Source organism: Aquimarina amphilecti (assembly GCF_900109375.1).
Taxonomy (GTDB): domain Bacteria; phylum Bacteroidota; class Bacteroidia; order Flavobacteriales; family Flavobacteriaceae; genus Aquimarina; species Aquimarina amphilecti.
Genome location: NZ_FOAB01000001.1, coordinates 659,093 through 685,733, shown reverse-complemented (window position 1 = coordinate 685,733; position 26,641 = coordinate 659,093). Strand labels below are relative to the sequence as shown.

The 26,641-nt window shown below is 30.6% G+C and carries 18 protein-coding genes; 6 read left to right on the top strand and 12 right to left on the bottom strand.

Annotation, left to right across the window (positions count from 1 at the left end):
• Window positions 1-34: 34 nt before the first annotated feature.
• Window positions 35-925 carry a LysR family transcriptional regulator gene (locus BMY33_RS03040; protein ID WP_091405389.1) on the bottom strand — a complete coding sequence of 297 codons (891 nt, stop codon included), beginning with the start codon at window positions 923-925 and terminating at the stop codon, window positions 35-37.
• Window positions 926-1,070: 145 nt separating this feature from the next.
• Between BMY33_RS03040 and BMY33_RS03035 the strand changes: the two genes are divergently transcribed.
• On the top strand, window positions 1,071-1,766 hold the full coding sequence (locus BMY33_RS03035) for an aspartate/glutamate racemase family protein (RefSeq protein WP_091405385.1): 696 nt from the start codon (window positions 1,071-1,073) through the stop codon (window positions 1,764-1,766).
• A 100-nt stretch (window positions 1,767-1,866) separates the two neighbouring features.
• Window positions 1,867-2,721, top strand: a complete 855-nt coding sequence (locus BMY33_RS03030) for a LamG-like jellyroll fold domain-containing protein (protein WP_091405382.1) — start codon at window positions 1,867-1,869, stop codon at window positions 2,719-2,721.
• Between the two features lie 66 nt (window positions 2,722-2,787).
• Here BMY33_RS03030 and BMY33_RS03025 read toward each other — a convergent pair whose 3' ends face one another.
• Both BMY33_RS03025 and BMY33_RS03020 read right to left on the bottom strand, forming a co-directional pair.
• Complete coding sequence (locus BMY33_RS03025) at window positions 2,788-3,495, bottom strand: LytR/AlgR family response regulator transcription factor (protein WP_091405380.1); 708 nt, start codon at window positions 3,493-3,495, stop codon at window positions 2,788-2,790.
• The gene (locus BMY33_RS03020) at window positions 3,495-4,502 is read right to left on the bottom strand and encodes a sensor histidine kinase (protein ID WP_091405378.1); all 1,008 of its coding nucleotides are present in this window, start codon (window positions 4,500-4,502) and stop codon (window positions 3,495-3,497) included. The genes BMY33_RS03025 and BMY33_RS03020 overlap by 1 nt, the downstream gene beginning before the upstream one ends.
• 164 nt (window positions 4,503-4,666) lie before the next feature.
• Here BMY33_RS03020 and BMY33_RS03015 point away from each other — a divergent pair, with 164 nt between their 5' ends.
• On the top strand, window positions 4,667-6,532 hold the full coding sequence (locus BMY33_RS03015; RefSeq protein ID WP_170836986.1) for a S41 family peptidase: 1,866 nt from the start codon (window positions 4,667-4,669) through the stop codon (window positions 6,530-6,532).
• Window positions 6,533-6,639: 107 nt separating this feature from the next.
• Here the strand turns inward: BMY33_RS03015 and BMY33_RS03010 are convergent, their stop codons facing one another.
• Complete coding sequence (locus BMY33_RS03010; protein WP_091405374.1) at window positions 6,640-7,383, bottom strand: arylesterase; 744 nt, start codon at window positions 7,381-7,383, stop codon at window positions 6,640-6,642.
• A gap of 28 nt (window positions 7,384-7,411) precedes the next feature.
• On the opposite strand from BMY33_RS03010, the gene BMY33_RS03005 reads away from it, so the two are divergent.
• The 3 genes from BMY33_RS03005 (at window position 7,412) to BMY33_RS02995 (ending at window position 11,307) form a co-directional block, all read left to right on the top strand.
• Window positions 7,412-8,101 (top strand): ABC transporter ATP-binding protein, encoded by a 690-nt coding sequence (locus BMY33_RS03005; protein ID WP_091405371.1) that lies wholly within the window; start codon window positions 7,412-7,414, stop codon window positions 8,099-8,101.
• A 47-nt stretch (window positions 8,102-8,148) separates the two neighbouring features.
• Window positions 8,149-10,641 (top strand): ABC transporter permease, encoded by a 2,493-nt coding sequence (locus BMY33_RS03000; protein ID WP_091406081.1) that lies wholly within the window; start codon window positions 8,149-8,151, stop codon window positions 10,639-10,641.
• Between the two features lie 96 nt (window positions 10,642-10,737).
• Entirely contained in the window at window positions 10,738-11,307 is a 570-nt protein-coding gene (locus BMY33_RS02995; RefSeq protein WP_091405369.1) for a DUF427 domain-containing protein, read from the top strand.
• 41 nt (window positions 11,308-11,348) lie between these two features.
• On the opposite strand, the gene BMY33_RS02990 is transcribed toward BMY33_RS02995, so the two are convergent.
• From BMY33_RS02990 to BMY33_RS02955, 8 genes are all read right to left on the bottom strand, one after another.
• Window positions 11,349-11,993 carry a DUF4386 domain-containing protein gene (locus BMY33_RS02990; protein WP_091405367.1) on the bottom strand — a complete coding sequence of 215 codons (645 nt, stop codon included), beginning with the start codon at window positions 11,991-11,993 and terminating at the stop codon, window positions 11,349-11,351.
• A 45-nt stretch (window positions 11,994-12,038) separates the two neighbouring features.
• A complete protein-coding gene (locus tag BMY33_RS02985) occupies window positions 12,039-12,545 on the bottom strand; it encodes a DoxX family protein (RefSeq protein WP_091405365.1) in 507 nt (168 codons plus the stop codon).
• 210 nt (window positions 12,546-12,755) lie between these two features.
• The gene (locus tag BMY33_RS02980; RefSeq protein ID WP_091405362.1) at window positions 12,756-15,035 is read right to left on the bottom strand and encodes a lytic polysaccharide monooxygenase; all 2,280 of its coding nucleotides are present in this window, start codon (window positions 15,033-15,035) and stop codon (window positions 12,756-12,758) included.
• A 184-nt stretch (window positions 15,036-15,219) separates the two neighbouring features.
• Window positions 15,220-15,975 (bottom strand): hypothetical protein, encoded by a 756-nt coding sequence (locus BMY33_RS02975; protein WP_091405360.1) that lies wholly within the window; start codon window positions 15,973-15,975, stop codon window positions 15,220-15,222.
• A gap of 359 nt (window positions 15,976-16,334) precedes the next feature.
• Window positions 16,335-18,599 carry an acyl-CoA dehydrogenase family protein gene (locus BMY33_RS02970; RefSeq protein ID WP_091405357.1) on the bottom strand — a complete coding sequence of 755 codons (2,265 nt, stop codon included), beginning with the start codon at window positions 18,597-18,599 and terminating at the stop codon, window positions 16,335-16,337.
• 1,276 nt (window positions 18,600-19,875) lie between these two features.
• Window positions 19,876-20,286, bottom strand: a complete 411-nt coding sequence (locus BMY33_RS02965; protein WP_091405355.1) for a hypothetical protein — start codon at window positions 20,284-20,286, stop codon at window positions 19,876-19,878.
• A gap of 7 nt (window positions 20,287-20,293) precedes the next feature.
• The gene (locus BMY33_RS02960) at window positions 20,294-24,253 is read right to left on the bottom strand and encodes a P-loop NTPase (protein WP_091405351.1); all 3,960 of its coding nucleotides are present in this window, start codon (window positions 24,251-24,253) and stop codon (window positions 20,294-20,296) included.
• Between the two features lie 5 nt (window positions 24,254-24,258).
• Window positions 24,259-26,418: a tetratricopeptide repeat protein gene (locus BMY33_RS02955; protein ID WP_091405346.1), complete on the bottom strand. Its 2,160-nt coding sequence runs from the start codon at window positions 26,416-26,418 to the stop codon at window positions 24,259-24,261.
• Window positions 26,419-26,641: the final 223 nt, after the last annotated feature.

The window sequence follows — 26,641 nt, the reverse complement described above, 5'->3', positions numbered from 1 at the left end:
GGTAGAAGGTATAAACCATTAAATATAAAGTAAGCTACGCTTCTAAAAAATCTTCTTCAAAATTAGAGATAAAATCGTGTATGTATTTTCTATTACGATGTTTCTTTTTTACTACTAGATAATGTTTTCTTTTTAAACCATTTTTCCCAATACGCCTAAATACTAGATCTTTTGACAATTTAAAAGAGTTTAATTGCCATTTTGGGGCACACATAATTCCCATATTAGCTTGTATCATTGATAGCGTAATTTCTGTAAACGGAATTGCAGAGATTTTAATTGGATTTATTTTATTAGGCCTTAAAAAATGTTCATAAACTGCTACACCTTCTATAGGAAATGAATTGATTAACAAATGTACATTTGCGAAATGACTAGCATCTAGGTACGCTAAATTATTCAATGGATGTTCTTGATGCATAATAGCAAAAATCTCATCTCTAAATACAGGAATACTAGAAAGTTCATCAGAATTTGGTCTTGTAGTCACAATGGCAATGTCTATATCATCGGATAATACTTGTGATATGGTTTGATGTGTTGCTCCAAGACTTATATCAATATCTATTTCTGGATATAAGATCCCCATTTTTTGAATAAATGCCGGGATAGAATGAAAAAATGATTGACATTCTGCACTTAGTTTAATAGTACCTTTAGCTCCTTCCTTTATGTGTCTTATGGCAGTAAAACCTTCATCAATAGAGCTAAATAGCTTATTGGCCAACTTATATAGTTCAGAACCTTCTTGGGTTAACTCCCATTTATTTCTAGTTCTATAAAAGACTTTAAATCCTAGTCGTTCTTCTAATTCACGTAATTGATGACTTAAGGCCGATTGCGTTAAAAAGAGTCGTTCTGTAGAATTAGCAATACTACCTTCTTCTGCTATAGTTTTAATTAACCTGAAATATTTGAGTTCCATAAACACAAAGATAAGTTGCTTACCTATATGTCATAGCTGAAATTATTTCAGTTATAGTTTTATTTATCTCAATTTCAAAATTATATAAACTTTAATCTTCCTTGTAGTTTTGGGATAAATAACATCAATTAATTAGAGCTTTTATATGAAAACCATTGGATTGATAGGAGGAATGAGTTGGGAATCATCAAAATTATATTATGAATTTTTAAATATCAAGACGAAAGATTTTTTGGGTGGCTCTCATTCTGCAAAATGTATCTTGATTTCAGTAGATTTTGCTGAGATTGAACGATTAACTTTTAACGATGATTGGAATGCTATAGGAAAACTTATGAAACAAGCAGCACAACAATTAGAAAGGGCAGGAGCGGATATAATATTACTATGCACCAATACCATACACTTAGTTAGTGATTATATTTCTGAACATATAACTATTCCTTTCCTTCATATAGCTACAACCACAGGAGAATCTATTAAAAAATTGGGACTAGAAAAAATAGCCTTACTGGGTACAAAATTTACAATGGAAAAAGATTTTTATACCAAGACATTAACAAATGATTTTGGGTTAAAAATTTTAATACCAGAGAAAAATAATAGGCAAGTAGTTCACGATATTATCTATAATGAATTAGTAAAAGGACAATTTACAAACACCTCAAAACAAATAATTATTGAGATTATAGAAGAACTGCAAAATCAAGGAGCGCAAGGTGTTATTTTAGGTTGCACAGAATTACCTATACTAATCTCAGAATCAGATATAGAAATCCCAATATTTGATACAGGAAAAATCCATTCACATGCAGCAATAGAGTGGAGTATAGAATATTAATAAAATTTGCGAATATTTTTAAATATAATGATTTGATATAATGATTTGATATAATGATAGTTAAAAAGCTATATATAAATTTAAACTTTAATTTAAAATAATGAAAAAAATCACATCTTTATCTTTATTTAGAGTATTCATTTTTCTTATTACAAGTACTCTGTTTTCACAAAAGAATAAATTAAGAAATCATATATTATTTTACAGTTCATTTGATGATAAATTATCTGCTGATATATCCAAGGGAGACGGAATGATATATACTGCAGAAAGCTATAAAAAATCAAATAATGCTAAACCTGGATTAAATAACCCTAATGTTGTCCTAGCTAAAAATAAAGGGATGATTGGTGATGCACTTCATTTCACTGAGAAAAACACTACTGCTATTTTTTATAAAGCTTATAAAAATGTTGATTATAATAACAAATCATGGAGTGGTTCTGTATCATTTTGGTTACAATTAGATCCCAATAAAGACTTAGCGCCAGGGTATTGTGATCCTATATGCATTACAGATACGAGATACAATGATGCTGCCTTATGGGTTGATTTTACTGATCATAACCCAAGAAAATTTAGATTAGGAGCTATGGGAGATCTAAATATTTGGAATCCAGATAATAAAAATGATGTGACAAAGTGGGAAAAACGAACGGTAACTATTAACAGACCTCCATTTAAGAAAGGAAAGTGGACCCATGTAGTTATGACTTTTTCCAAAGTAAATACAGCAAACCCTACATTTAAGCTATATGTAAATGGAACATTTCAAGGAGTTATACAAGATATAAATGATCCTTTTACTTGGGAACCTAAAGACGGAAAAATTATGTTAGGATTAGGATATATTGGGTTGATGGATGAACTTGTTATTTTTAATAAAACATTAGAAATTAATGAAGTGAAATCTATTTTTGAGCTCAAAGAAGGTATAAAAACATTATTAAAATAGAGGTTTATAAAAGCATCTAAATAATGTTATTTCAGAAAATACAGAGCAGTAGTGCGAATGGATTGTTTATAGTTTATTGTCTTCCAGATACTTTTTTAAATTGTTTCTATAACTACTACCTACAGGAATCTCAAAGGAATTAATTAACACGCAGCCATTATTATATTGAGAAACTTTTTTTAACGGAATTATATATGACTTGTGTACTCTGATAAAATTAAAACTGTTTAATTTCTCTTCTATCGATTTCAATGTTTTAAGTGCTAGATAATAATTTTTACCACATACAATTTTAGCATAATCTCTCATACCTTCAATATAGTCAATGTCATCTACCAAAACTTTTATAAATTCATCTCCTTCTTTAATATAAAAAGATGGATTTAAGGTCAAATCTTTCTTAGAATCGGGAATTAGAATATTTTGTTTAAAACGTTCTATGGTTGTTATAAAACGCTCAAAGGATACTGGTTTTAGAAGGTAATCGATGACATTTAATTCAAAACTTTCTATTGCATAATCTGTATAGGAGGTCACCATTACAAATTGTGTCTTAGTTTTAGCTAGCTTTACCAATTCTATACCAGAAATTTGTGGCATCGCAATATCTGTAAAAACCAGATCTACTGGATTATCATTAAGATACTTAAAAGCAGCTATAGAACTTGTAAAAGTTTTTAAAATTTCAAACTCCGGAAATCTATTTATATAGTTTACCAGAACATCGATTGCTAATGGTTCATCATCAATAATTATGGTAGTTTGTTTTTTCATTACCCTAGATTGATTTCTAAATTTGCAGAATATATATCGTTGTTATGCTGTAGAACTAAATTATGTTTCTTAGGATAAGAAATTGCTAATCTCTTTTTTAGACTCTCTATACCTTTTCCTTTTCGATTGGTTACATTAAAATGCTGCTTGTCTAGTATACTGTTTTCTACCTTAAACAAAATAATATGATTCTTACATATTATATTAATGCTAACAAATGCATTTTGATCATTGATGTAAAACCCATGTTTAAAAGCATTCTCTACCAAAGTAATTAATAACAAGGGTTCAATATTTTTACCTTCAGCAATTCCGTTAATACTTAACTTAATAGTTGCTTGATCTCCAAATCTTATTTTTTCTATAGCAATATACTCTTCAATAAATTTTAATTCTTGTGTTAGTTTTACCCGTTTGTTAGTAGAATCATCCGTTAAATAACGCATCATCCCAGAGAGTTTCAATATAGTGTTTGGTGTATCTGGGCTGTTTTTTAGAGACATACTATAAAGTGAATTAAAAGCATTAAATAAGAAATGTGGGTGTAATTGATTTCTTAACAGCTGTCCTTTTGCTTGGTTTAATTCGTTTTCTAAATTTTTATATCTATTAAAAAAATCTAATCTATTTATAAAGTAAATAAGAAAATAAAACAGGAAAGTTTTTCCAATAAATTCTGTAGAAAAATCAAATGATCTATCTAATAATACTTCGTTATGTATTCTATATGACTTTAGTAAAGCTACTAATACGATAAGCACAATAAACAGAACTATAAAACTAATCTTATACCACAATTGATTACGCCTTAATACATAATAATATAATAAATAGGCAATCACAGAAAAGATAAAATACTCTACAGCATCACTAGTTAAAAAGAAAAGCCATTTATCAGGAAGCGTATATAGAGCCTTTCTTATGACTTGGAGGACTATAATCGTTATAAAAAGCACATTAAATAGGGTGTTTAGTACTTGTATTTGTTTATCTGATAATTGAAACATATGTGTATTGTGATAGACTGTTGTAAATATATTAAAACATAATTCGGATAAATCGATAATAATACCACGTTTGTCGATTAGTAAACTAGGTTACTCTATTTCTTTTTTATGAGTAGATAAATAAAAATATGTTTGAAAAGAATTCACTTTTAAAACATATAAAAATGAAAACTACTATCATTACTTTAATAATTAGTTTATTGACAATTATTGGTTTTGGACAAAAACTTGAGTTAGAAAAAGCATCTCCTTTCACAGCGGTGACATGGGATAATGATCAGCCAGTAGTAGAATGCAACAATGAATGGTATCATTTCGAAAAGCTAGATCATTTTGATAAAGATGAACTAATACGTTTTTGTAAAAAAGAATATAATACAAGATGGAAAAAACGTTTTTCAGAAGACCTTGTAGAAGTGCTCAGAAGTTTAAATTATATACCAAATAAAGATGTTTATTTGGTTTTGTCTAGAAATGGAGTTGCTAAGACATACACTGGTACATTTACTTTTGAAAATAGACAAAGTTGCCTACACTATAATAACATATCCAAACCTAGTAAAAAGAACACTATTAGTAAAGAAAAAACTAAGAAGAGTATTGGTAAAACAGAAGCCATTGAAGATATAAAACAATTCAAAGAAATTCTAGATAACAGATCATCCTATTCACAACTCTCTAATTTTAATTATTATACAGCGATTGATGAAATTATAACTTTAATATTAAAAAGAGAAGATAGTATTCAGATAGATGAACTTGTATATGAAATAAGTAAAGTTATGGCAGAGATTGGTGATAGACATGCATCAATAAAAAATGAATCATTTGATAAAAAAAATCATGAATCATATGAGCAAAAACTACCTTTTGGGATTACCATTCTAGATAAACAAGTTATAGCAGTCAAAAAAGGATTCAGAAATAATTCGTACCAATACTATTATAAGAACTATCCGTATATTAAAAGTATTAACGGAATACACATCGACACATTAATTACCAATTATAATTATAGAGATAAAAAAGCACCAAAAGAAGCAAAACTTACAAGAGGAGCGAACGCAATTGAGCAATATGGATCACTCTTATTTAATAACAACAAAAGAAATTTAAAAAGGGTAGAAGTGATGTTTACAGATGGAAAGAATGAAAAAAAAGATATACATAAACTAACGCTAGATAGCAAAGGATATGTTTCTACACTTCGTATTGCCAATTACAATGCTATAAAAAACACAACTAATACTGGACAGTTTGACAGTTTAAAAAGGTTATTAACTGATAATATCGGTTATATAAAAATTCCGATGATGTTTAATTATAAAAAGGTTGATAGTCTAGAACATTTCATAGAAACCACGATGAAAGAATTTTCTAACACCAAAGCCTTAATAATAGATATCAGAAATAACCCAGGAGGAACCAGAGATATATTACAAACTTTTGCAAATTATATGATACCACAAGGACAGTCACCGTGGGTAGCCAATGTTGGATATTTACGAACAAATAAAATAATAGATACTGATGAGCATTCAATGAGCAGTCGTTATTTGTATTCTTATAATTCCGCTGAATTCTCAAATTCAGATAGGGTAGCAATCGATGAATTCAATAAAACATATAAAATTGAGCAAGAATTTGACCATTCTAAGTTTAGTGGTCCTTTTTATATGGTATTGAAACATAAAAAAACCTTTTACAAACAGCCAGTTTATATATTAGTAAATGAAAGTAGTTTTAGTGCAGCTACTGTTTTTACAGCTGCTTATAAGGGTTTACCTAATATAAAAGTAGTAGGAGTAACTACTGATGGATCTAGTGGAAACTCAAAAGAAATGTATTTAACCAATTCTAATATTAAAGTAAAGGTATCAACAATGTTATCATTTCAGCGCAATGGAAAAACTTTAGACGGTAATGGAACAGAGCCTGATATCTATATACCAATTGATATAGAACAAATATTTACAGGAAAAGATACGCAGCTAGAAAAATTAGTTGCCATTATTAATGATAGGAAATAGTATATAGAAAATTCACGAATCAATTGAGTCAATATATAAAAGTTATTAATTCTCTTATATAAACATTTCATTTGATTGGACTGGAAAAGGACTTGTATTTACAAATACTACTTTACTACTGTTTTTAGAACCTCCCAAACATTATCAGCTAGGATCTTTTGTCCTTCTATAGTCGGATGTATACCATCCGCTTGATTTAGTTCTGGAATACCTCCAACATCTTTTAAAAGAAAAGGGATCAGTGCTAGCTTATTTTTCTGGGCAAGATCTGGGAAAATATTTCTAAACTCCGTAATATATTCGGGGCCCATATTTGGTGGTAACTGCATACCAGCTAATATGATCGTAGTTTCTGAGTTTTTTTTTCGTACTGCATCGATAATGGATTGAAGATTATTTCGGGTTTCTGTTAAAGGAACTCCCCGCAATCCATCATTAGCACCTAGTTCTAGAATAAAAACATCCACTTTCTGATTAAGTACCCAAGAGATACGGCTTTTTCCACCAGCTGTCGTCTCTCCACTTAATCCCGAGTTGATAACAGTATACGCTAAACCTAAAGAATCCAATCTGTTCTGAAGTACAGCTGGATACGCATCATTAATATCATCTAATCCATAACCGGCAGTTAAGCTATCTCCAAAACAAAGAATGGTTTTAGTAAGAGTGTTTTTAGCTGAGTCACTACTATTTTCAATAGAACTGTCTATGTTAGTTTCTTCTTTTTTAGTAGTGTTTTCTCCACAAGATAATAGTAAACTAAAGAATAAAAAATAACAAAACTTTAAGGAAATCCAATTATAACGAGTATATAAATACGAAACCATTTGCTTATTTTTCCTCTTTTGCATTATCTAATTGAATTAATTGAAAATCAATATGCCAAAGATATTAAAGATTCATGAACTGGAGAAGACTTATAACAGTGGTTCAAAAAAACTTAAGGTCTTAGACAATATCTCGTTTGAAGTGGAAAAAGGAGCTACCTTTTCTATTGTAGGACCTTCTGGAAGTGGTAAAACTACTTTACTTGGACTATGTGCTGGATTAGACAATCAGGACTCAGGTATTGTAGAGTTATGTGGCCAAAATATTCAAGAATTGAATGAAGATGAACGTGCACAATTAAGAAATAAGGAAGTAGGGTTTATATTTCAGAATTTTCAATTGCTACCTACTTTAACAGCCCTAGAAAACGTGATTGTACCTTTAGAATTACAAGGAGTTAAAAATGCGGTTACAAAGGGCAAGGAGTTACTAGAAAAGGTTGGGTTATCAAATCGTTTTCATCACTATCCATCACAATTATCCGGAGGGGAACAACAACGTGTAGCATTAGCAAGAGCCTTTTCAAACAAGCCAACAATTTTATTTGCCGATGAACCAACAGGAAATTTAGATGAGGAGACCGGAGAAAAGGTAATACAGCTCCTTTTTGAATTGAATAAAGAAGCCGGAACTACTTTAGTTATTATATCACATGATCTTGATCTGGCGAATCGAACCCAACAGATACTTCGATTAAAAGGAGGGAAAATTATAAGTAATGAGAAAACGTTAGTACAATAATGAAGATGCATTCCTATTCTAGAACAGATATCGGATGGTTATTAAAGATGGCGTGGCGTGATGGACGATCTAGCATTTCCAGGTTGTTGTTATTCATGGCGTCTATCATTCTTGGTATTGCCGCTGTGGTTTCGATACAATTATTCAGCGAAAATGTAAAACAAAATATACAGGATCAATCTAAAGTATTGATGGGTGCTGATTTTATAATTGATAGTAGACAACTTCCTAATGAAAAAGTTCAGGCTATCATCGATTCATTGGGAGCGGACGCTTACGAAGTTAGTTTCCCGTCAATGGCTGCGTTTCCAAGAAATGGAGCTGCTAAATTAGTACAAGTACGAGGTATGGAAGGCAATTTTCCTTTTTATGGAACCTTAGAAACAGAACCTATTAATGCAGCTGCGGAGTATCAAAAAAGGGGAGGAGCATTAGTAGATGCTACACTCATGTTGCAATATGATATAAAACCAGGGGATTCTATCAAGTTAGGATTGGTTACCTTTCCTATTCTAGGAGCTATTAATTCAATGCCGGGTAGTTCTGGAATCTCATCAACAGTAGCTCCCACAGTACTAATCCCATATCGATTTATAGAACAGACTGAATTGTTGCAATTGGGCAGCAGAAAGAGATATCAATATTTTTTTGAATCACCAGAAGCGGATCTAATTAAATTAGATAAGACTTTAGATCCTATCTTGGATGCAGAAAATGCTGACCTCGATACGCATACCAGTACTAGTCGACGAATAGGTCGTGGTTATGGAAATCTAGGTAAGTTTCTGAATTTGGCAGCGTTTATAGCCTTACTCTTAGGCTGCATTGGTATCGCTAGTTCAGTACATATCTATATCAAAGAGAAATTAACAGATGTTGCCGTTTTAAAATGTTTAGGAGCGAGTAGAAAACAAGCTTTTTTGATCTATCTAATACAAATTGCTGTAATGGGACTTATCGGTGGAATTTTAGGAACGGCCGTAGGTATCGGACTCCAACAATTACTTCCATTTCTTTTAGATGGGTTTTTACCATTTGATGTAGAAGTTTCCATAAGTCTACAGCCAATTTTTATGGGACTACTGCTAGGTGTTTTAATGTCGGTATTATTTGCATTACAACCTTTACTTGCTACTTGGTATGTATCACCATTAGAAGTGTTACGGGTTTCAGAAAAACAAGCTAGAGGATCCAAAAAGATTCGAGTATTTACCTTTGGAGCAATTTTACTTTTTATCCTTTTATTTTCCCTATGGATCTTTAAGGATATACTATTTGCTTTTGCTTTTGTAGCAGGGATTTTTATAACCTTTGCTATTTTAGCGGGTATCTCTGCCTTATTTATTAAGGTAATCAAAAAATATTTTCCAACTGCTTGGGGATTTACGGCCAGAACGAGTCTATTAAATCTCTTTAGACCTAATAACCAGACTACGGTACTTATTTTTGCAATAGGTCTTGGTACTTTTTTGATTAGTACGTTATATTTTACGAAAGACATACTATTAACAAAAACAGCATTGGATAACGGTTCAGACAATGCGAATATTATTTTAGTTGATGTGCAACCAGAGCAGCGTGATGCAGTAATTGCAAGTATGTCTCCGGCTGGATTAGAAGTTATCGATAATCTATCAATCGTTACTATGCGGATGCATAGTATTAAAGGGAAATTAAGTAATGAGATTAGAAAAGATACAACTTCTGCAGTGAATGATTGGGTACTTAATCACGAATTTAGGACTACTTTTAGGGATTCGCTTATTGCTTCGGAATCTATAATTGATGGCAGCTGGGTAAAAGAAGTTAACTCTGGAGAAAAAGTTCCCATCTCAATATCAGAAAGTCTCGCCGAAAATGCAAAGTTAGGAGTAGGGGATCCTGTTATTTTTAATATACAAGGTGTATTGATGGAAACTATTGTTGGAAGCATCAGAAAAGTAGATTGGACACGCCTACAGTTAAATTTTATGGTAGTGTTCCCAAAAGGTGTACTAGAACAAGCGCCACAATTTCATGTACTCACTACATATGTGCCTGATAGCAATAAATCTGCCGCCTTGCAACGAGAGCTAGTAAGTAAATTCCCTAATGTTACTGTATTTGATCTTAGACAAATCTATACTGTTATTGAAGACATCTTGGGAAAAATCTCCTGGGTCATTAATTTTATGGCCTTTTTTAGTATTCTTACAGGTATTATTGTATTAATAGGTTCGGTTCGAAATAGTAAATACCAACGTATTAAAGAGAGTGTATTATTACGTACTTTAGGTGCTAAAAGCAAACAAATTCTTAGTATTACAGCACTAGAGTATTTATTCTTAGGAATACTCGGTAGCTTGGCTGGAATTTTATTATCCTTAATCAGTAGTCAATTATTAGCAACACTATTATTCGAGGAACCCTTTGTTCCTTCTGGGATTCCATTCTTATTGTTTCTGCCTAGTATAGTAATTTTAGTATTGATCATTGGATTAAGTAATATTAAAAGTGTATTACAAAGTCCACCTTTAAATATTCTTAGGAAAGTAGGGTAGCTATAGAATCAATTTTATATGCCAAGATAAGTTTACCTGATACGTATGATTTTCTGTAATTTCAGGTATTATAAATATAATGTATAAACTACAACTATGGGATCGAGTAAGAAAGGTAAAACAAAGATAGACTGGTTACAAAAAGCTCGAGAACATTGGAGTTATAAAGGGGAAAAAAGACCTCCTTTCGCGATTGAACCTAAAGAAAATCAGCGATCGGTTTGGGATTTTCCTCGTCCTCCAATCATTGAAAAAGTTAGTAAGACAGTGATTGTAAATCATAAGGATACTAGGATTGTAGATTCTCGTAATGCTCTTGCAGTATTAGAGACTGCAAGTCCACCAACATATTATATCCCTAAAGATGATGTTGATATGAATACCCTTATTACGATGCCTAATAAGAGTTCTATGTGTGAATGGAAAGGAAATGCGATGTATTGGACATTAAAGGAAATGATTAATGTTCCTGTAGCGTGGTCATATCTTAATCCATTTTCGGAGTTTGAAGCATTAAAAGATCATATCGCTTTTTATCCACAACATCTTGATTGTTATATTGATGGAGAACAAGTAAGAGCACAATCTAGTCAGTTTTATGCAGGATGGATTACGTCTGACTTGGTTGGACCTTTTAAAGGCGAACCAGGAACAGGACATTGGTAAATATGATGTTTTAATAGTAGAAGAGAAGTACCAAACATATCCTACAATATATTTTCATTTGATAATTTTGGCCCTTTTATTACAAACCAGATAATAAAAATCACCTCTCCAATAGTCAGTATTTCTGCAATGTCGAATACCAAATCTAGTTCAGGAAAAACTATTTTGACTAATGCGGTTATGATATATCCTATACCACCTATATACAAGCAATATCCAATCCATACAGGAAGATACTTTGATTTAATAACCAATCTACCCAATGGAAACAACCATAATCCCCAGAAAATAGTAGCTATGGTTAGACTATACCATTTTATATCTAAATGTTCCATCATAGTTAATGGATTGTCCAGAATTGAAAGTGCTAGTAAACTATGAACTTCGCCGAATAAGGCAATTGGTGCTGCAACCAAATTAAAAACAAGCATGAACATTGCTAATGAAGCATCCACAGGTTTAAATAACCGGTAAAGCAATATTGGAATAATGACTACCAATAGTTGCGTAATTATATTTGCCAATATACCAAAGCGGAATAGTAACTCATCCGCTCTAATATTCTTAGCTGTTTCTAATGGGTTTTCATCAACAAGAAAAACTGATGGGATATAAATCAAAGCAAACATACCAATGATCATCCAGAATGGATATAAAACCCTAATTGTTAATACAATACGTTTCATATACTATTAATTTATTTTATTTCTAGTACAATTTTTTAGACTCTTTTAGAAATTGATCATTTCCACAGCTTTTGTTTCATTATCAGCAAGTTTTATATGCTTCATAATGCCTCCGCCAGTTTCATCCCATAACATAAAAGCAATAATATAGTAATCGCCTGGAGGTAAATTTTTAAATTCAAATTCTCCTTTTTCATTACACATTATTTTTCTGGTTTTATGATAGCCTTCTGGATCAGGTGTAAATTTGGGAATTCCACTTTCGATATATACATACCCAGCATCATCATTTTCATATATATAGTTCAACCGTTCCTTCGTATATGGCGAATATGGATTTAGTTCTAATCTAAATTCTTTTCCAAAACGAATATCTCCATCTTTTGATTTGAATTTGGCAACTCCTTTAATACTAGAATTTCCGTTTTTATAAAACCATGCTACATCTTCTTCGTTGAATTCACTCTTTATAATTACCGGTGATTCTGTTTTTTTCGTATTGTTAGAACAACTATAAAAAATAATACATATGAAGATTAAGAGATATCTCATTGATAAAAAAAGGATTTATAAGGTTTAATGAATGAAGAATAACCGCCTTGCTTAGTAAGGTAGAATAATAATATGTGATAACCCTATTATTTTTACAAGCGTTTAAAATCTATAGACGAACGTTCAATTGTTTTATTATAATAATAAAACAACCTTCTAAAATTTAGAAGGTTGTTCATAAAATTTATATTATTCTAAGAGAATAAGCCCTTAGTTGATTACTAATTTTAAACTGCGTTGATTTCCTGAACGATCCAAAATTCTTACCAAATACAATCCAGATTTAATTCCAGAAATATCGATTTTCATTTCGGTAGTACTTCCTGGTACTGTTAATGATTTTAGTTTTTTTCCGCTAAGATCAGAAATCGTGATGATGCTATTCTTTAAGTCCGTTGTATTCTTCACTGAAACACTTGTAGTTGCAGGATTCGGGAATATTTCAAAGAACGTGCTTTCGATTTCATTTTCTCTATTCACTTCAGTTTCACAAGTTGGTGCTGTTGTAGCATTACTAAAATAAATAGAGTAATCCTTAGCTACCAGTACAAAGTTTCTTTCATCTATAATTACAAAGTAATCTCCATCCAAGCCGGGAATACCTGTATTAATCAAAGAAATCTGAGGATTCGACTCATTGAAATTTTGTATAGCATTTGAAAAATCAATGTACCACGGAGCAATATCTAAATTAAAAGAAAATTGATATAAACCATTATTTGCTAAATTCCAGTTTAGCGTAAATAGGTTGACAGTATCCATATTTGGACCTCCAGTTCCTAATACATAGATATTTTCATACGATGTATTTATACTAACTAAAGAAGTCTCCGTCGGTGCGCCGAAAGAACAATCACCGGTTGGAGGATTAATAATAATATCATCGGTCACTGTAATCATAACTGAAGCGGTATCAGTGCCACCATTTCCGTCACTAACCGTAATCGTGGCTGTATAGTCTCCTGTTGTATAGGTATGAGTAGAAATAGCTTCTGTTCCAGAAGTTCCATCACCATAATTAATACTATAGGTAAGTGTATCACCATCTGCATCTGTAGACTCCGATGCATCCAAAACTACATCAAGAGGAGTTACTCCAGTAGTTGGAGTAGCAGTTAGTGTAGCCACAGGAGCCGTATTTACAGGATCTATAATATCACCACATAGCGGAGCTATATCAGAATTACTAAAATAAATAGTAAAATCTCCAGTAGTAGAAACCAATACTAGATTATCTCCATCTAAGGTTGCATAATAACTACCGTCCAATCCAACAAAACTAGAACCGGTAATAGTAAGTAGTGATCCAGCAGCATTAAAGTTTTGTGTAGACACCTCAATTAAGTCATTATACCAATTTGGAATACCATTGTTGGTACTTAGCGAAAATTGATATAAACCATTATTTCCTAAGTCCCAATTGATAGAACAGTTAGCAATATTATCTAAATTTGGCCCACTATCTCCTAATACATAAATATTAGAATATGAGTCATTTACAGACGGTAGAGGAGTGGCTCTTGGTGTGTCAAAAGGACAAATTATTTCCTCACATGCAGTATCTACAACCAAGTCTATGGTTTGTACAACACCGCTACTAAAAACGCCATCACTAACTGTTAGCGTCACTATTGCGCTATCTTGACCAGTGTAGCTATGAGAAACATTAACACCTTCTGCAGTTGTACCATCTCCAAAATCCCAAGAGTAAGTCAATGTATCTCCATTAGGATCAAAAGAATCACTAGCATCAAACTCCACATCTGGTCCTCCACATCGACCATTATCACTTGTAAACAATGCTACAGGAGGTTTTGGTTCTGTTGTCTGACCAAAATCGACATCACTAGTAGAGTAGAAGGCTTCTTCAGTAAGAGATCGTTGCCAAATACTATAAATAACGTGTTTACCAGTTCTTGCAGGCAGTACAACATCTATATTGTCAGTGGCAGACGCTTCTCGTGGTTCCGTTTCTACCAGAAGTTCAAGGCTATCCCATGTTAACGGTTGATCCGGAGTCCAACTCTCTTTAGTAATATATACTCTATAATACAATGTTTGATGCGGAGCAGAATTTGTCCAGGTTACTGTAAATGGGCCAGGAGTTACTGGTGTAGCAATCCAATCATCACGTACTTGATCAAGTCCGCCGTATTTATCAGGTCGTCCAGCACTGGCGAGATTGCCATCTGCGATAATTGCTTGATGCATGCCATTGGCATCCATTCGCGCAACTTCATTCCAGTCATATAAAGCTTGAGTACCATATATGGCAACAGCATCTATACAGGCAGGTGAATCTGGACTTTCAGGATTTTCCTGAAAACAAATCCAAACCCTACTCGGAGGACTTGTAACAGTACCATGTGAAAAAATGGTTTGAATGCTTGGAAAAATAAGAGCAATGCACAGAATTAGAGGCGCAAAGCATTTTTTCAGGTAGGATATAATCCGACCTGAAATTTCGGTTTTAGAGTTTGTTTTTTTCATGTTGTTATTGAATTGTTAGTATTGAATTACGTATCAAAAAAACAGGGTGGTTCAATAACAAGTATGAAATTAATATTTATTATCCTTCATAGGATTGAATTAACACTTTTTAAGTTAATATTTAACATAAATGAAATTACTATTATGCTTATATTTTTGAGAACTATATAAATATATTGTAAAACTAATCTGCGCCAACGGTAGAAAATAAACTCATTATGAAACCAATACTATTCCAACACATATGTAGTCCCAAAGAATATAGAAAACCATAATGCATTCTGATATATCCATAAGAAATAGCAGATACCAATTTAGGCAAAGTGATTAATGGTAATAGCAAAATATGTTTTACGTTTATTTCATAATTTAAAATATGCATCCAAGCAAAAGACACGCTTAAGGCATAGAAGATCCACTTAAAATTTATGTTCCAGAATCTATCTAAGGTATTTTTTATTCTTGATTGAAATAGTATAATAGAAAATATAATTAATGCTATGAGTGCAATTAAAACACGAATCTTAAAGTGATTTTCTGTATTGCTTAAACTAGTATGGTAAACTCCTTTAGTTACCGCATAATACGTTAAAACACTTACTGTAAAAGGTACATAAATTGGTTTAAATTTTAAAGAAAGTCTAAATGCAATCTCTTCTAGTAAAGGAAGAATAATGATACTTAATAAAAATATGGTTCCTGTAGAATACAATTCATTCCATCGTATTTTAGTTTGATTTACTGGATCTATAATTATAGTAACCAAGCCACCAATTATAATAGTCAAAACTGTTTTAATTACAAAAATAGTCCAAGTTCCTTTTACATTTTGAAACACTGTTTTTTTATCCGGTTCTATATACACAGGGTTTAAAGAATAGTGTATGAGATTTAAGAATTCTTGATAATAATGTTTAAGGTTTACGAATCTTAATTTCATTTATAAAGTTTTGATTAATTATTTTATGCTAATTAATACATATAAAAGATAAATCTATATTCATATTATAAAAAGCTCTGACGGAATTATCATTTACACAGATTTTATTAGCTTCTTGCTATTATTTAATCAAGAATTCTAAATAAAAAAAGCTATAACTATAAACGTAAGATTTAAATCATAAAAGCCTTAAAATAAACATTAATTATTCCTTGAACTTATCGAATGGACAGGAGGGAAGTGTAATGTTCGTGGAATGGGATTCTATATATTAATATAGACAATTTGTATCTCTAAAGATTGTTCAATAAGAAAATCAGACACCAATTGCATTATACTTAATTAAGCATTGGGAACTCTTATGTTGCTATAGGTGCTTCCATGCAATGCTCAGGTATACCAAACCCATCGATTAAAACACCAATATGTGGTCGCAATTCTGTAGAGAGACGTTCTACATGTTTACGTAATGCTTTCGATTTCGTTCCACCAATATAGCCTTGTTCTAAATACCAAGAAGCGTCTTTTTTCAATTCATGTAATGCATACAAGGCGCTTATTTTTTGAAATAACAATCTATTCTTTTCATCTTTAATTGTATCCGTAAAGTCTGCAAACGTACTATAAGCTAGTTCTACACTATATGCTTTTCCTAAAGCTAATAAATGCGTTTGTACCTTTAAAAAAGCTTGATATGAAGGGATTCCTTTTTTTACATAATCCCGAATACGCATAGCGACAGTATATGTAAGCCTTCTTGTTCGATAATTAAAAGCATGTTTATGAAATTTTACATCATATAAGTGATCTTTGTCTGTATTATTGATGTAAATAGGATTAATAGTATTTAATTTATCTCCAATTCTTGCACCTAATAATTTAAGTACAGCCGTAAAACCAGCACTATTAAATTCTGATTTAAAATCAGACAAGACTCCCTTAGCGGCTAATTGCAATAATACATGGTTATCGCCTTCAAAGGTTGTGAATATATCGACATCTCCTTTTAAATCAGTGATTTGATTTTCCATCAAATATCCCTTGCCACCACAGGCTTCGCGACATTCTTGTATAGTATTATTAGCAAACCAGGTAATGATAGATTTAAGTCCAGCTGCTTGTGTTTCTATTTTTCGCTTGTCCAGCACTGTTGTATCACTATACTCTTTCATCATATGCGTGAGTGTAATATCGTATACATAACAGCTAGCAATTGCTGGGGTTAAACGCAATTGATGGCTTGGATAATCCATTAACAAATCTTCTTGAATCTTTACACTATCATTAAACTGTCTTCTTTTTAATGCGTGTTTTACTGCAATTGCTAATGCTTTTTTAGCACCACCAAGTCCAGCGCGAGCAACGCAAATTCTACCGCCAACCAATGTGCCTAACATGGTGAAAAAACGTTTACTAGGATTTTCTATATCAGAATGGTAGGTTCCATCGGGTTTAATATCACCATATTTATTTAATAAATTTTCCCTTGGAACTCGTACTTGATGAAACCAAATTTTACCATTATCTACACCATTGAGGCCTAGTTTATAACCATTATCTTCTATAGTAACACCAGGAATCAGTTTGTGTTCTGCATCACGAATTGGAACCAAAATAGCATGAACTCCATGGTTTTTTCCTTCTACAATTAATTGTGCAAATACAGAAGCCATAGATGAATGCAATGCATTTCCTATATATTCTTTGTTATCATTTTTTCCTGGTGTATGAATAATGATAGTATCCGTTTCTTTGTCATATGTTGCTGTAGTTTTAACGCCTCTTACATTGGATCCATGTCCTGTTTCGGTCATAGCGAAACAACCTAAAAGTTTTGCTTTTCCGGTTTCGGATAGATATGCATCGTGATGTTTTTTAGTACCCAATTTTTGAATACTTCCTCCAAAAAGGCCAAATTGTACTCCAAATTTTACCGCCATACTACCATCTACATACATCATGTTTTCAAAAATAGCGGCATATGCAGGCATATTTTCAGTTCCTCCATAAAGTGTAGGGTATGCCATGGCACCATATCCTTCTTTTGCTAAGAATTCTACTTGTTTGAGTACGTGCGCTCTAAAACTTTCTTTATCTCTTTTTATGGACCAATTAAAAATTGGATCTTTTAATACATCTCTAAAAGTATCAATAATAGAAGCATGATCTCCTTTTAATATCGCATCTAGTTCAACGGGATTGTAATAACTAGAAGTAATTTCTTTTATGATCTCTATTTCGAATAAGTGATTATAGTGATTTGGCTGAATACCAAGGTTAATCTCAATGTCTTTTAGATGTGAATTAAACGGACATTCATCAAAATGATGGCAGATCATTTTTTGACTAAATGTAGAAAGGGGATAGGTGTCACTTTCTACCAATTTTATTTTGGTATTAGAAATTACTTTTTTCCAATGCTTAAGTTCCTGATATGCAGGAGGAGTTTTTTTATCTAGATAGCCTATAAGATAGTTGTAATCTTCTTTTGTAAGTGTATCGTCTTGTTCAATTGCTTTTTTTACGACGGAAGTTTCGGAATACGATAATAAGTTATCAGACCAAATCACATAAAAAAAAGGGATATACTGTAAAATTCCAGGAGAATAATTTTTTGTTTCCATACAATGAATTTACAACAAATAGTATAAATATAAAACGAGTTTGTATAATTGGTCTCAGGAATCAATTATATAAATTTCATTATACTTTGAAATGATGTGGTTGGAAATATTTTTTATGTATAAATAGCATAAACGTATTTCAAAATGTCCTTACATGCTAATCGCTGAGAATCGCGTATTTGAAAATTTCTTGATCATTGTACGGAATACAAGATTTATGAGAATAGTAAAAAAAGGTGTTAGTTAGAATATTATATATAATCGAAAGTTTTTAAATTATAGGAAGGCTCTGAAATATTCTATTTTACATAATATAAATTATAGTACAAATGTATATTGTAGCAAATTGGCGGATGCTTGCATTTTACATAGTTGCAGATATAACGACACCGTTAGGTGTTTTATATCGTCAGTAATTATGTAAAAGCCAATTTGCGGATCTTTAGTTCTATTGTAACTATAATGTAGTATTATGTAAAATATCCCAGGATAATTCTATTTCATAGTAATCGTAGCTACTGGGGTCATTAAAATTATTTTAAGGCGTTTATGATTAAACCTCACGTTTATCATTTGTATCTATAATTTGCCGCTATGTACGGAATAATTCTAAAGATTAAGAATCTTTGGAATTGTTAGCGAGCTAATGCGGCTGGGGTTGCCTATGCGCTCGATTGTTTTATAAAAATTAAAATGCCTGATATGGCATTTATTTTTACACACAATATCCAACCGCATAGCCCACACCAAAAAAAGCAAACACTTTTAGTTAGCTTATAAATCACGTATTCGATAAAACATACGTAAAAAAAGTTTTTATGAGATTCTCGTGAAGTTCCCGCAAGAGTATAAAATTACTCTGACGAGATAATTTCTATACACTTGCTCTAATTGTGCTATAATTCAACCTTTTTTGATTTGTGCTGTTTAAGAACATTTAGAATTGGAATTTGAAATCGTGACTATTAATGGTTAATTATTATCTTTTTTTCTTGATAAAAAAAGAAACAAAAAAATCAAGGCTGCACAAAACTTTGGAAACAATGTACGGCTCTCCCGATAGCTATCGGGACGCTATATTTTAGAAAGGCTTTGTTAGTCTTAATATAGATTTGATAAAGCCTTTAAACCTTTATATACTTTAGATTACTTAGTCTAACTCTCTAAAAAATAAACGCTCATTCGCCTATTGTTTTAACCAAAGTTTTATGAGGCCGTCTTGCCAACGCTTCATCTGAGTAGAAATGCATTTTCTATTTTACATAATATTATAAAACTAAGGTTTTAGTTTATCAATCATATTTTCTAGCGAGTACTTTGCTAATTTAGGAATTGTATTACTAGATACTTTAATCTCCCAATTAGATAAACTAGGCATTAAACTTACTTCGTTATCTATGAATATGTTGCTGTTAGATTGTGTTAAATCTTTTGATGGAATTAAATAAACAACCTTCGGGTGTTTCTCCATCATTAAAACTAAGGCGATAAACAAGTTATCTTTTAGTTCTCCTAAATCTTGTTTTGATATTTTAATACTACGTTGTATAGTATCTAAATCAATGGATTGTAGATGTAATTGATTATCTCCAATTAAAAAATCAACTCCTTCCCTCCCATTTGAATTTGCGGCTAATTCTAAATCAAAGCTTTTAAGTTCTAATTTTATGAAATTTAGTTCTTTCATCTATTCATCATTCATCATTCATTAGTACAAGATAATCCGTTAGAGTATCTATTATCTCATTATTTGATAAAGTAAATTTTCCTTCTAGGAATTCTTTAATATTATTTTTAAATTCTTCTGTAGTTTCTACTTTTTCAAGATGTCTTTGTATATCTGTGCCATACTCTTTTTCAATTTCTTCTAACCATTCGTTTTCTACCCTATTTTTTTTACTAAGTCTATTTCTATATTCCGATAATTTCCAGATATTAAACATCATTTGTGAAAACGATTCTGCATTTTCGTTTATAGGTATAGTTTTTAGAGTTATATCGTTTAATGAAACCAACATTGATTTATCAACGTTTATTGGTATTGGGTTACCATAATCACTTTCTTCAAACTCTCCAGTATCGATAAAATTTTTGAATCTCTCAAAGAACACTTTTTGAACCCTAAAACCATTACTTATTGCTTGTGAATCTTGGATATTGATAAAATTAAAGAAATCGATTTCTGTAGAAGATAAATCTACTAAACCTTCAATTAGATATAAAGAGTCTTCTTCAAAATTCTCAGGGATTAATCCAGTTATACCAATTACTACTTCGCTTAAAGTTTCTGTTTCTATTACTCTATTTGGTAGGTGAAATGAAAAATATGATTCATTTTCAAATTCTTTAATTATATGATGTATTTCCTCTAATCTATTTTTATTATATGCTTCCCACCAATTTCTTATTGTTGTCTTAGAATTAAATAATTGAGTTCTATTTGAATCAACAAAGTAAAATACATAATATGAAACAGTAATAAGTAATCTATTATACCAATTTTGTTCTTCTATTTTTAAATTAGATATATCAGAATACATAAAAGAAGATTCAACTACTTTATCAAACGAATCTTGCATTAGTATAAGTTTGTAAAAAACAGCTTTTAAGTTTATAAATGCTACATTTCTGTCATTGTCTTTCTTGGGTTTAATTATGTTACCTAATTGGTTTAGAGTATTACTTAAAGATGAACACCAATCATTTATTGCTTTCTCATTTTTAGAAAATTGTCCTTTATCAAAATATTTTTTTGATTGCCGGTTATATCCTTTTGTTTTGCTTAATAAATTCGATAAGGTTGTAATTTGCGCTATTAATCTATTTAAAGAGGACTTAAATTTAGATTGATTTCCTTCCATTGAAGATTCGAAATACCTTACACATATTTTCGCAAAATTCAATGATTCTTCTCTTAGCTTTACGTATTGATTTTGCCATTCGTAACTGGAAGATGAACGATACTTATCAAGAATTGTATTGTTCCATATTTGATTGATATGCACATCAAAAGTATCTACAATATTTGCATTAGGCATTGCTTTAATTGAATTTTGCAGGACTATTTTATAGACTTCTTCATTTGGAAAAGGAAGAATAATAGCTTTAGTGCAATACTTACTATAAATGGGTAATAAACTAAAAACGGTTTGAATCCTATAAACGCTAAATTCATTAGCCTTGTCAGCATCTTTATCTAATAAATATTCTATATGTACATCTTTACCTTTTTCTCTTATAGATAAAGAATTGGTTTGCTTTTTTAATGTACCAATAATTAAGTTTTTATGTGTTTTGATGAACTTTAAATACTTTTTAGGATTTGAGATATTATAATAGCTGAAAAGTTCAGAAGCTTCATCTATATTTTCTTTCTCTAAAATCTCTAACAATTCATTTTCATTCAACTCAATTTTTAATGGTATAGAAACTGATAGTTGTTTAAACCATTTAATGAGAAAACCTAAACCCTGATAACTTTCAGTCTTATTCGAACAATTATCAATATGATTTGACAAATTATTAGCAAAGTTTACTATATCAGATTCTGTTATACTATATGAAGTGAGTTCTTCTGTCTTTTCCGAAAGAAAGTTTAAACCTGTTTGCTTTTCTCCTAAAGATTCACTCAGGTCTTTTATTGTATTCAATTTCGTAAATGGTAATGTTTCAGTAATGAATAACTCTATACCACCGTGATTAAAAACTTCATCGAAAACTTCTTTATTTTCTGTCCAATATTGTAACGGTTCACTATGCATTAAACCGTCAATTGCATAAACCATTTCAGAAAATTTTTGTTTTGAAACAAGCTTAGCTAAATCATCATAAAATTCATCTTTTAATTCACTTTTTATAAGTGGGGAGATTGCAATAAAATAATCATAAATAAAATCCTCTGTAATTATTTTATATAGAGATAATAAAGTTTCTGTAATAGGTACGAAATTGTTTAAGATATCTACCAAATGTTGTGACCTTACAGGATGGAGTCCTTCAATAAACTCTTCATCAAATCTTAAGTAGAATTCTTTTTCTAATTGTTTTAAAGCCTCTCCTCTATCAGTTGTAAATCCAATATATTCTTGAATATGATTTATAAGTTTTATTGATTTAATTTTTAAATTTAAGACATCAGCAATAGAAATAATACGAAGAATTTCAATTTTTGAATTAGCATCATTCTCAGAGTTTAATTCTTTAATCTGCGTGTTCAATCGATTAGATATCATTTCCCCTTTGGTTAATAGATATACATATTCAATTAATAACCCTTTTGACTCAATTTTTTCCCATACAGATTGCCAGTTTGAAATCTCTAAATGTATTTTACCTCTTTTTTTTAGTTCAAAAAATATTTTCTTAGCTTCATTTATAGATAAACTTATATCTATAATTTTGATGCTTGTTTTAGATAAATCCAACCCATATCGATACCAATCTACTTGACGAGTAGTTATTAGAAACTTAACAGGTAAATTATGTGTGACATCTATTAATTCATGATATTTTGATAAGATGTTATTCAGTCCATCAATAACAATAATTGGCAATTCGCCAATTTGTACTCGAGATTTTATAAAATCAAACAAGCCAGAAATATTACTGTTTTCATTGCAATATTTTAATTCGTAAACAGAGTAACCTTTTTGTTTTAATTCAAAACTTGTTTGCCAAACTAAAGTAGATTTTCCTTGACCGCTTGAAGATTTAATTACTATTACACTAAACTCATTTAGAGCTTTTAAAATTTGATTATGCCACTCATCTCTTTTTACTGGTAAATTTTGAACTATATGAATTGGTCTTGCCGCTTTTCCTTCGTAATAATCATCCCTAACGATTGAGTTATCGTTACTATCAAAATCAATTTTTTGTATCCAATTATTTTCAATTGCAGGATTGGTAGGACTTTTTGAAAAAGATTCTGTTACTGATTGAAATATTCTTTTTAAATCTAAATACGATATTGATGTACGTTCTTTTGAACAATTAAATGAACTGTAAAAAAGAGCTTTTAAATATTGATTTTCTGTACCTAAGTTGATATTGAATTTTTCAAGTAAATACTTATTACAATTTTCTATTAAATAGGATTCAGAAACCTTCATAAAACCAATATTTCTTATAAAAAAATCAAAATTAATATCAGAAATATCAAATGATGAATCTTCAAATTTCTGTTTCCAAAAAGTAACAGTTTTATCGGTTATTTTTTTTATTACTAAGTCATTGAAATTTCCTTTAGTTAACTTAAAGTTATAGACAAGTTTTAAATTACAGTTGGGATTAACTTTGAATGCTTCTAAGAAGTTTTGCAAAACTCCCATTTTCCAAAAACTACCTGCATCTATTGTGTTGATAGATGATTTAAGTTGTATGTATTGATTATTATCTATCTCAATAATATCCAAGTCTTCGATACCTTCTAAACGTATAGATTTTGAAAGATTTGAACTATCCAATTCATTTAAAAGAGTAAAACAAGAATAGAGTAATTGAAACCCTACTCCTCGAAAATTTATAGCACCTCCAGTTCTCTTAATTGCTAAGTTATTGAGTGCTATATTCAAATTCTCATCTATAGAATAGGGAATATTAATAGTAGGCTTTTGTTTTTTAGTTCTTTGTTTTCTTCTTTTAGATTTTGACATTACTTTTAGTCATTAAAAATTTTATTCAAAGACTTATCATCCTTGATATTATTAAAATCTTCATTATTAATGATATCATCTTTTTCAAAAACCTCACCACTATCTAGAGATTTTTGCAACCATAGTATAGAATTTTCAATGTCTCCTTTCAGGGAATAGGCTCTGGAAACTTGAATAGAACAACATCCGTTATCCAATGTTTCTGCTTTTTCTAAAAAACCTATTGATTTTTCTAAAAAATGTTCGTTTATTTTAGGAGAAGCTTTATACTTTTCTATATATGCTACACCTAAGTTAATATATGCATTAGAGTGGCTATTATCTTTTCCTAAGACTTCTTCTAAAATTGAAATAGAATCATTTAAAGCTGTTTGAGCTTCTTCATCCTTTAGTAAACGAGATTTATGTAGTAAACAAAAGCCTATATTATTTAATGTATTAATATCAGATTCATTTATTTTTTTGGCTTCATTATATTCTATAAATGCTTTTTCACAATATTCAAGACTTTCTAAATGCATTGACAATGACATATATTTATTACCTAAACGATACTTTATTTCGGAATTTACTCCATATTTATCTTCTAATTTTTTTAGGATTTCTATAGCCTTATCATAATGTATTTGAAAGTTTTCTTCATCAAAATCTCCATATTCACCTAGGATGGAGGCTAATAATAAGTTATGAGATAGCTTATCGTTTTTTTGTATTGCCATTTCAATATGCTTAATTGAATTCTCAAAATACTCTTTATTGTTACTATCACTAATATTAGCAAGTTCCCAGTAAGTAGAAGCTAGCCTTTCGTAAACAATATCGTCGTTAGGATAAAATTCAATTCCTTTATTGAAACTTTCAATAGCATTATGAAGTTCAACCTCTTTTTTATCAATCTTTTCTTCTTCAAATGCTATTTCCATTTGAAGCATACCTGAATTACTAAAAACTTCAAACATTGTAGGTTCATATTTTAAAGCTTCTTTTAAATCTTCTAATAATTGTCTTCTTAGTTGATTATTTATTGTTCCATTAAAATTGGCTAATTTTAATTTTGATAATGCTCTATTCAGATAAGGTCTTCCGTAAGTTGAGTCTAAAGAAATTGCTATATCATAATAAGATAATGCTGCCTTCATTATATATTCTTTTTGAGCTAAAGGTTTAGCTTCTCCAGCCTTAAAGGTATCATTGGCATAGTTATATACTACAACAGATAAGTTTCTTATAAGTTGTTTTTCTCCTGTAGCAAGAACTCTATTCTTTAAATCTTCAAAGTTTGTCCCAGATGGTTTCTTTTTTTCGTTATAAGATTCTATTTCATCGAGTAAAACTTTATTTGCATCACTTGTATTTGTTAAACGAATATTCATTGCCTCGATAAATCGGTCGGTGCCATAAGCATTTTTTATTTTTATAGAGCTTCCCGAAAAACTTTCAAAACCAATTAACCCATCTTCAGGATTACCTAAAATCATTATAGGCTCAATGTTTGATAAACTACCTTGGATTATCTTATTAGATTTATAAGACATCTTATGCTCCTTAAGTAAAGAGAAAAACTCATTAATGAAGGACAATGCATCTTTTATTGTTGGAAGTAAAAAATCATCTAGGCTGACGGATTTTTTAAATGTTCCTTCAATTTCAACTTCTTTACCTTTAATTATAATAAACTCATCATCAATGAGAGAATATGATGAGTGTGCAAAAGCATTACGTATTCTATTATAATATAATGATTGTAATTGTATTATAAAATCTTCAAATCGACATTGAACTCCGTGCTCTAATAAGCGTTTAAGTTTTTCAGTTGGAGTTATATCATCTTGGTCAAATCTATTATATAAATCCGGAATGTATCGTAAGTCCTGAGCAGTAGCGACTCTTAACAAATTACCTAGAACATTATAGAGCTCATCCATCTCAAATACATGTCCATATAACAAAAGTCCCAAACGAGTTTTTGTATGTTTATCAGATGTATTATCAATAAGACTTTCTATCTCCTTTATTAACCTTTCACTCTCGTACAAATGTGAAAGAAATCTTTGGTCACCCATTCCATTATAACCAATAAGGATATTTATAAATTGAAATTCATCTACTCGTTTTGCTAAATCAAAAAGCCTTTTTAGTTCATTAATAATATTTACATTAGGCATATTTTTCTATAATTTGATTAATTCATAAAGATAATAATTGTTAAGAAGTGAAAACCTACGGAATTCCGTAATTAATTGAAAATTAGAGAAAACAATCCCATTCCATACACATTCCCACTTCACTCCTATCGTCGCTTCGGGCAAAGAGTATTCCATTACATTTTTTAAAGAAACATTTGAGAAGAAAAAAATTAAAGAAGAATAGTACTGGTAAAAGCTTTTT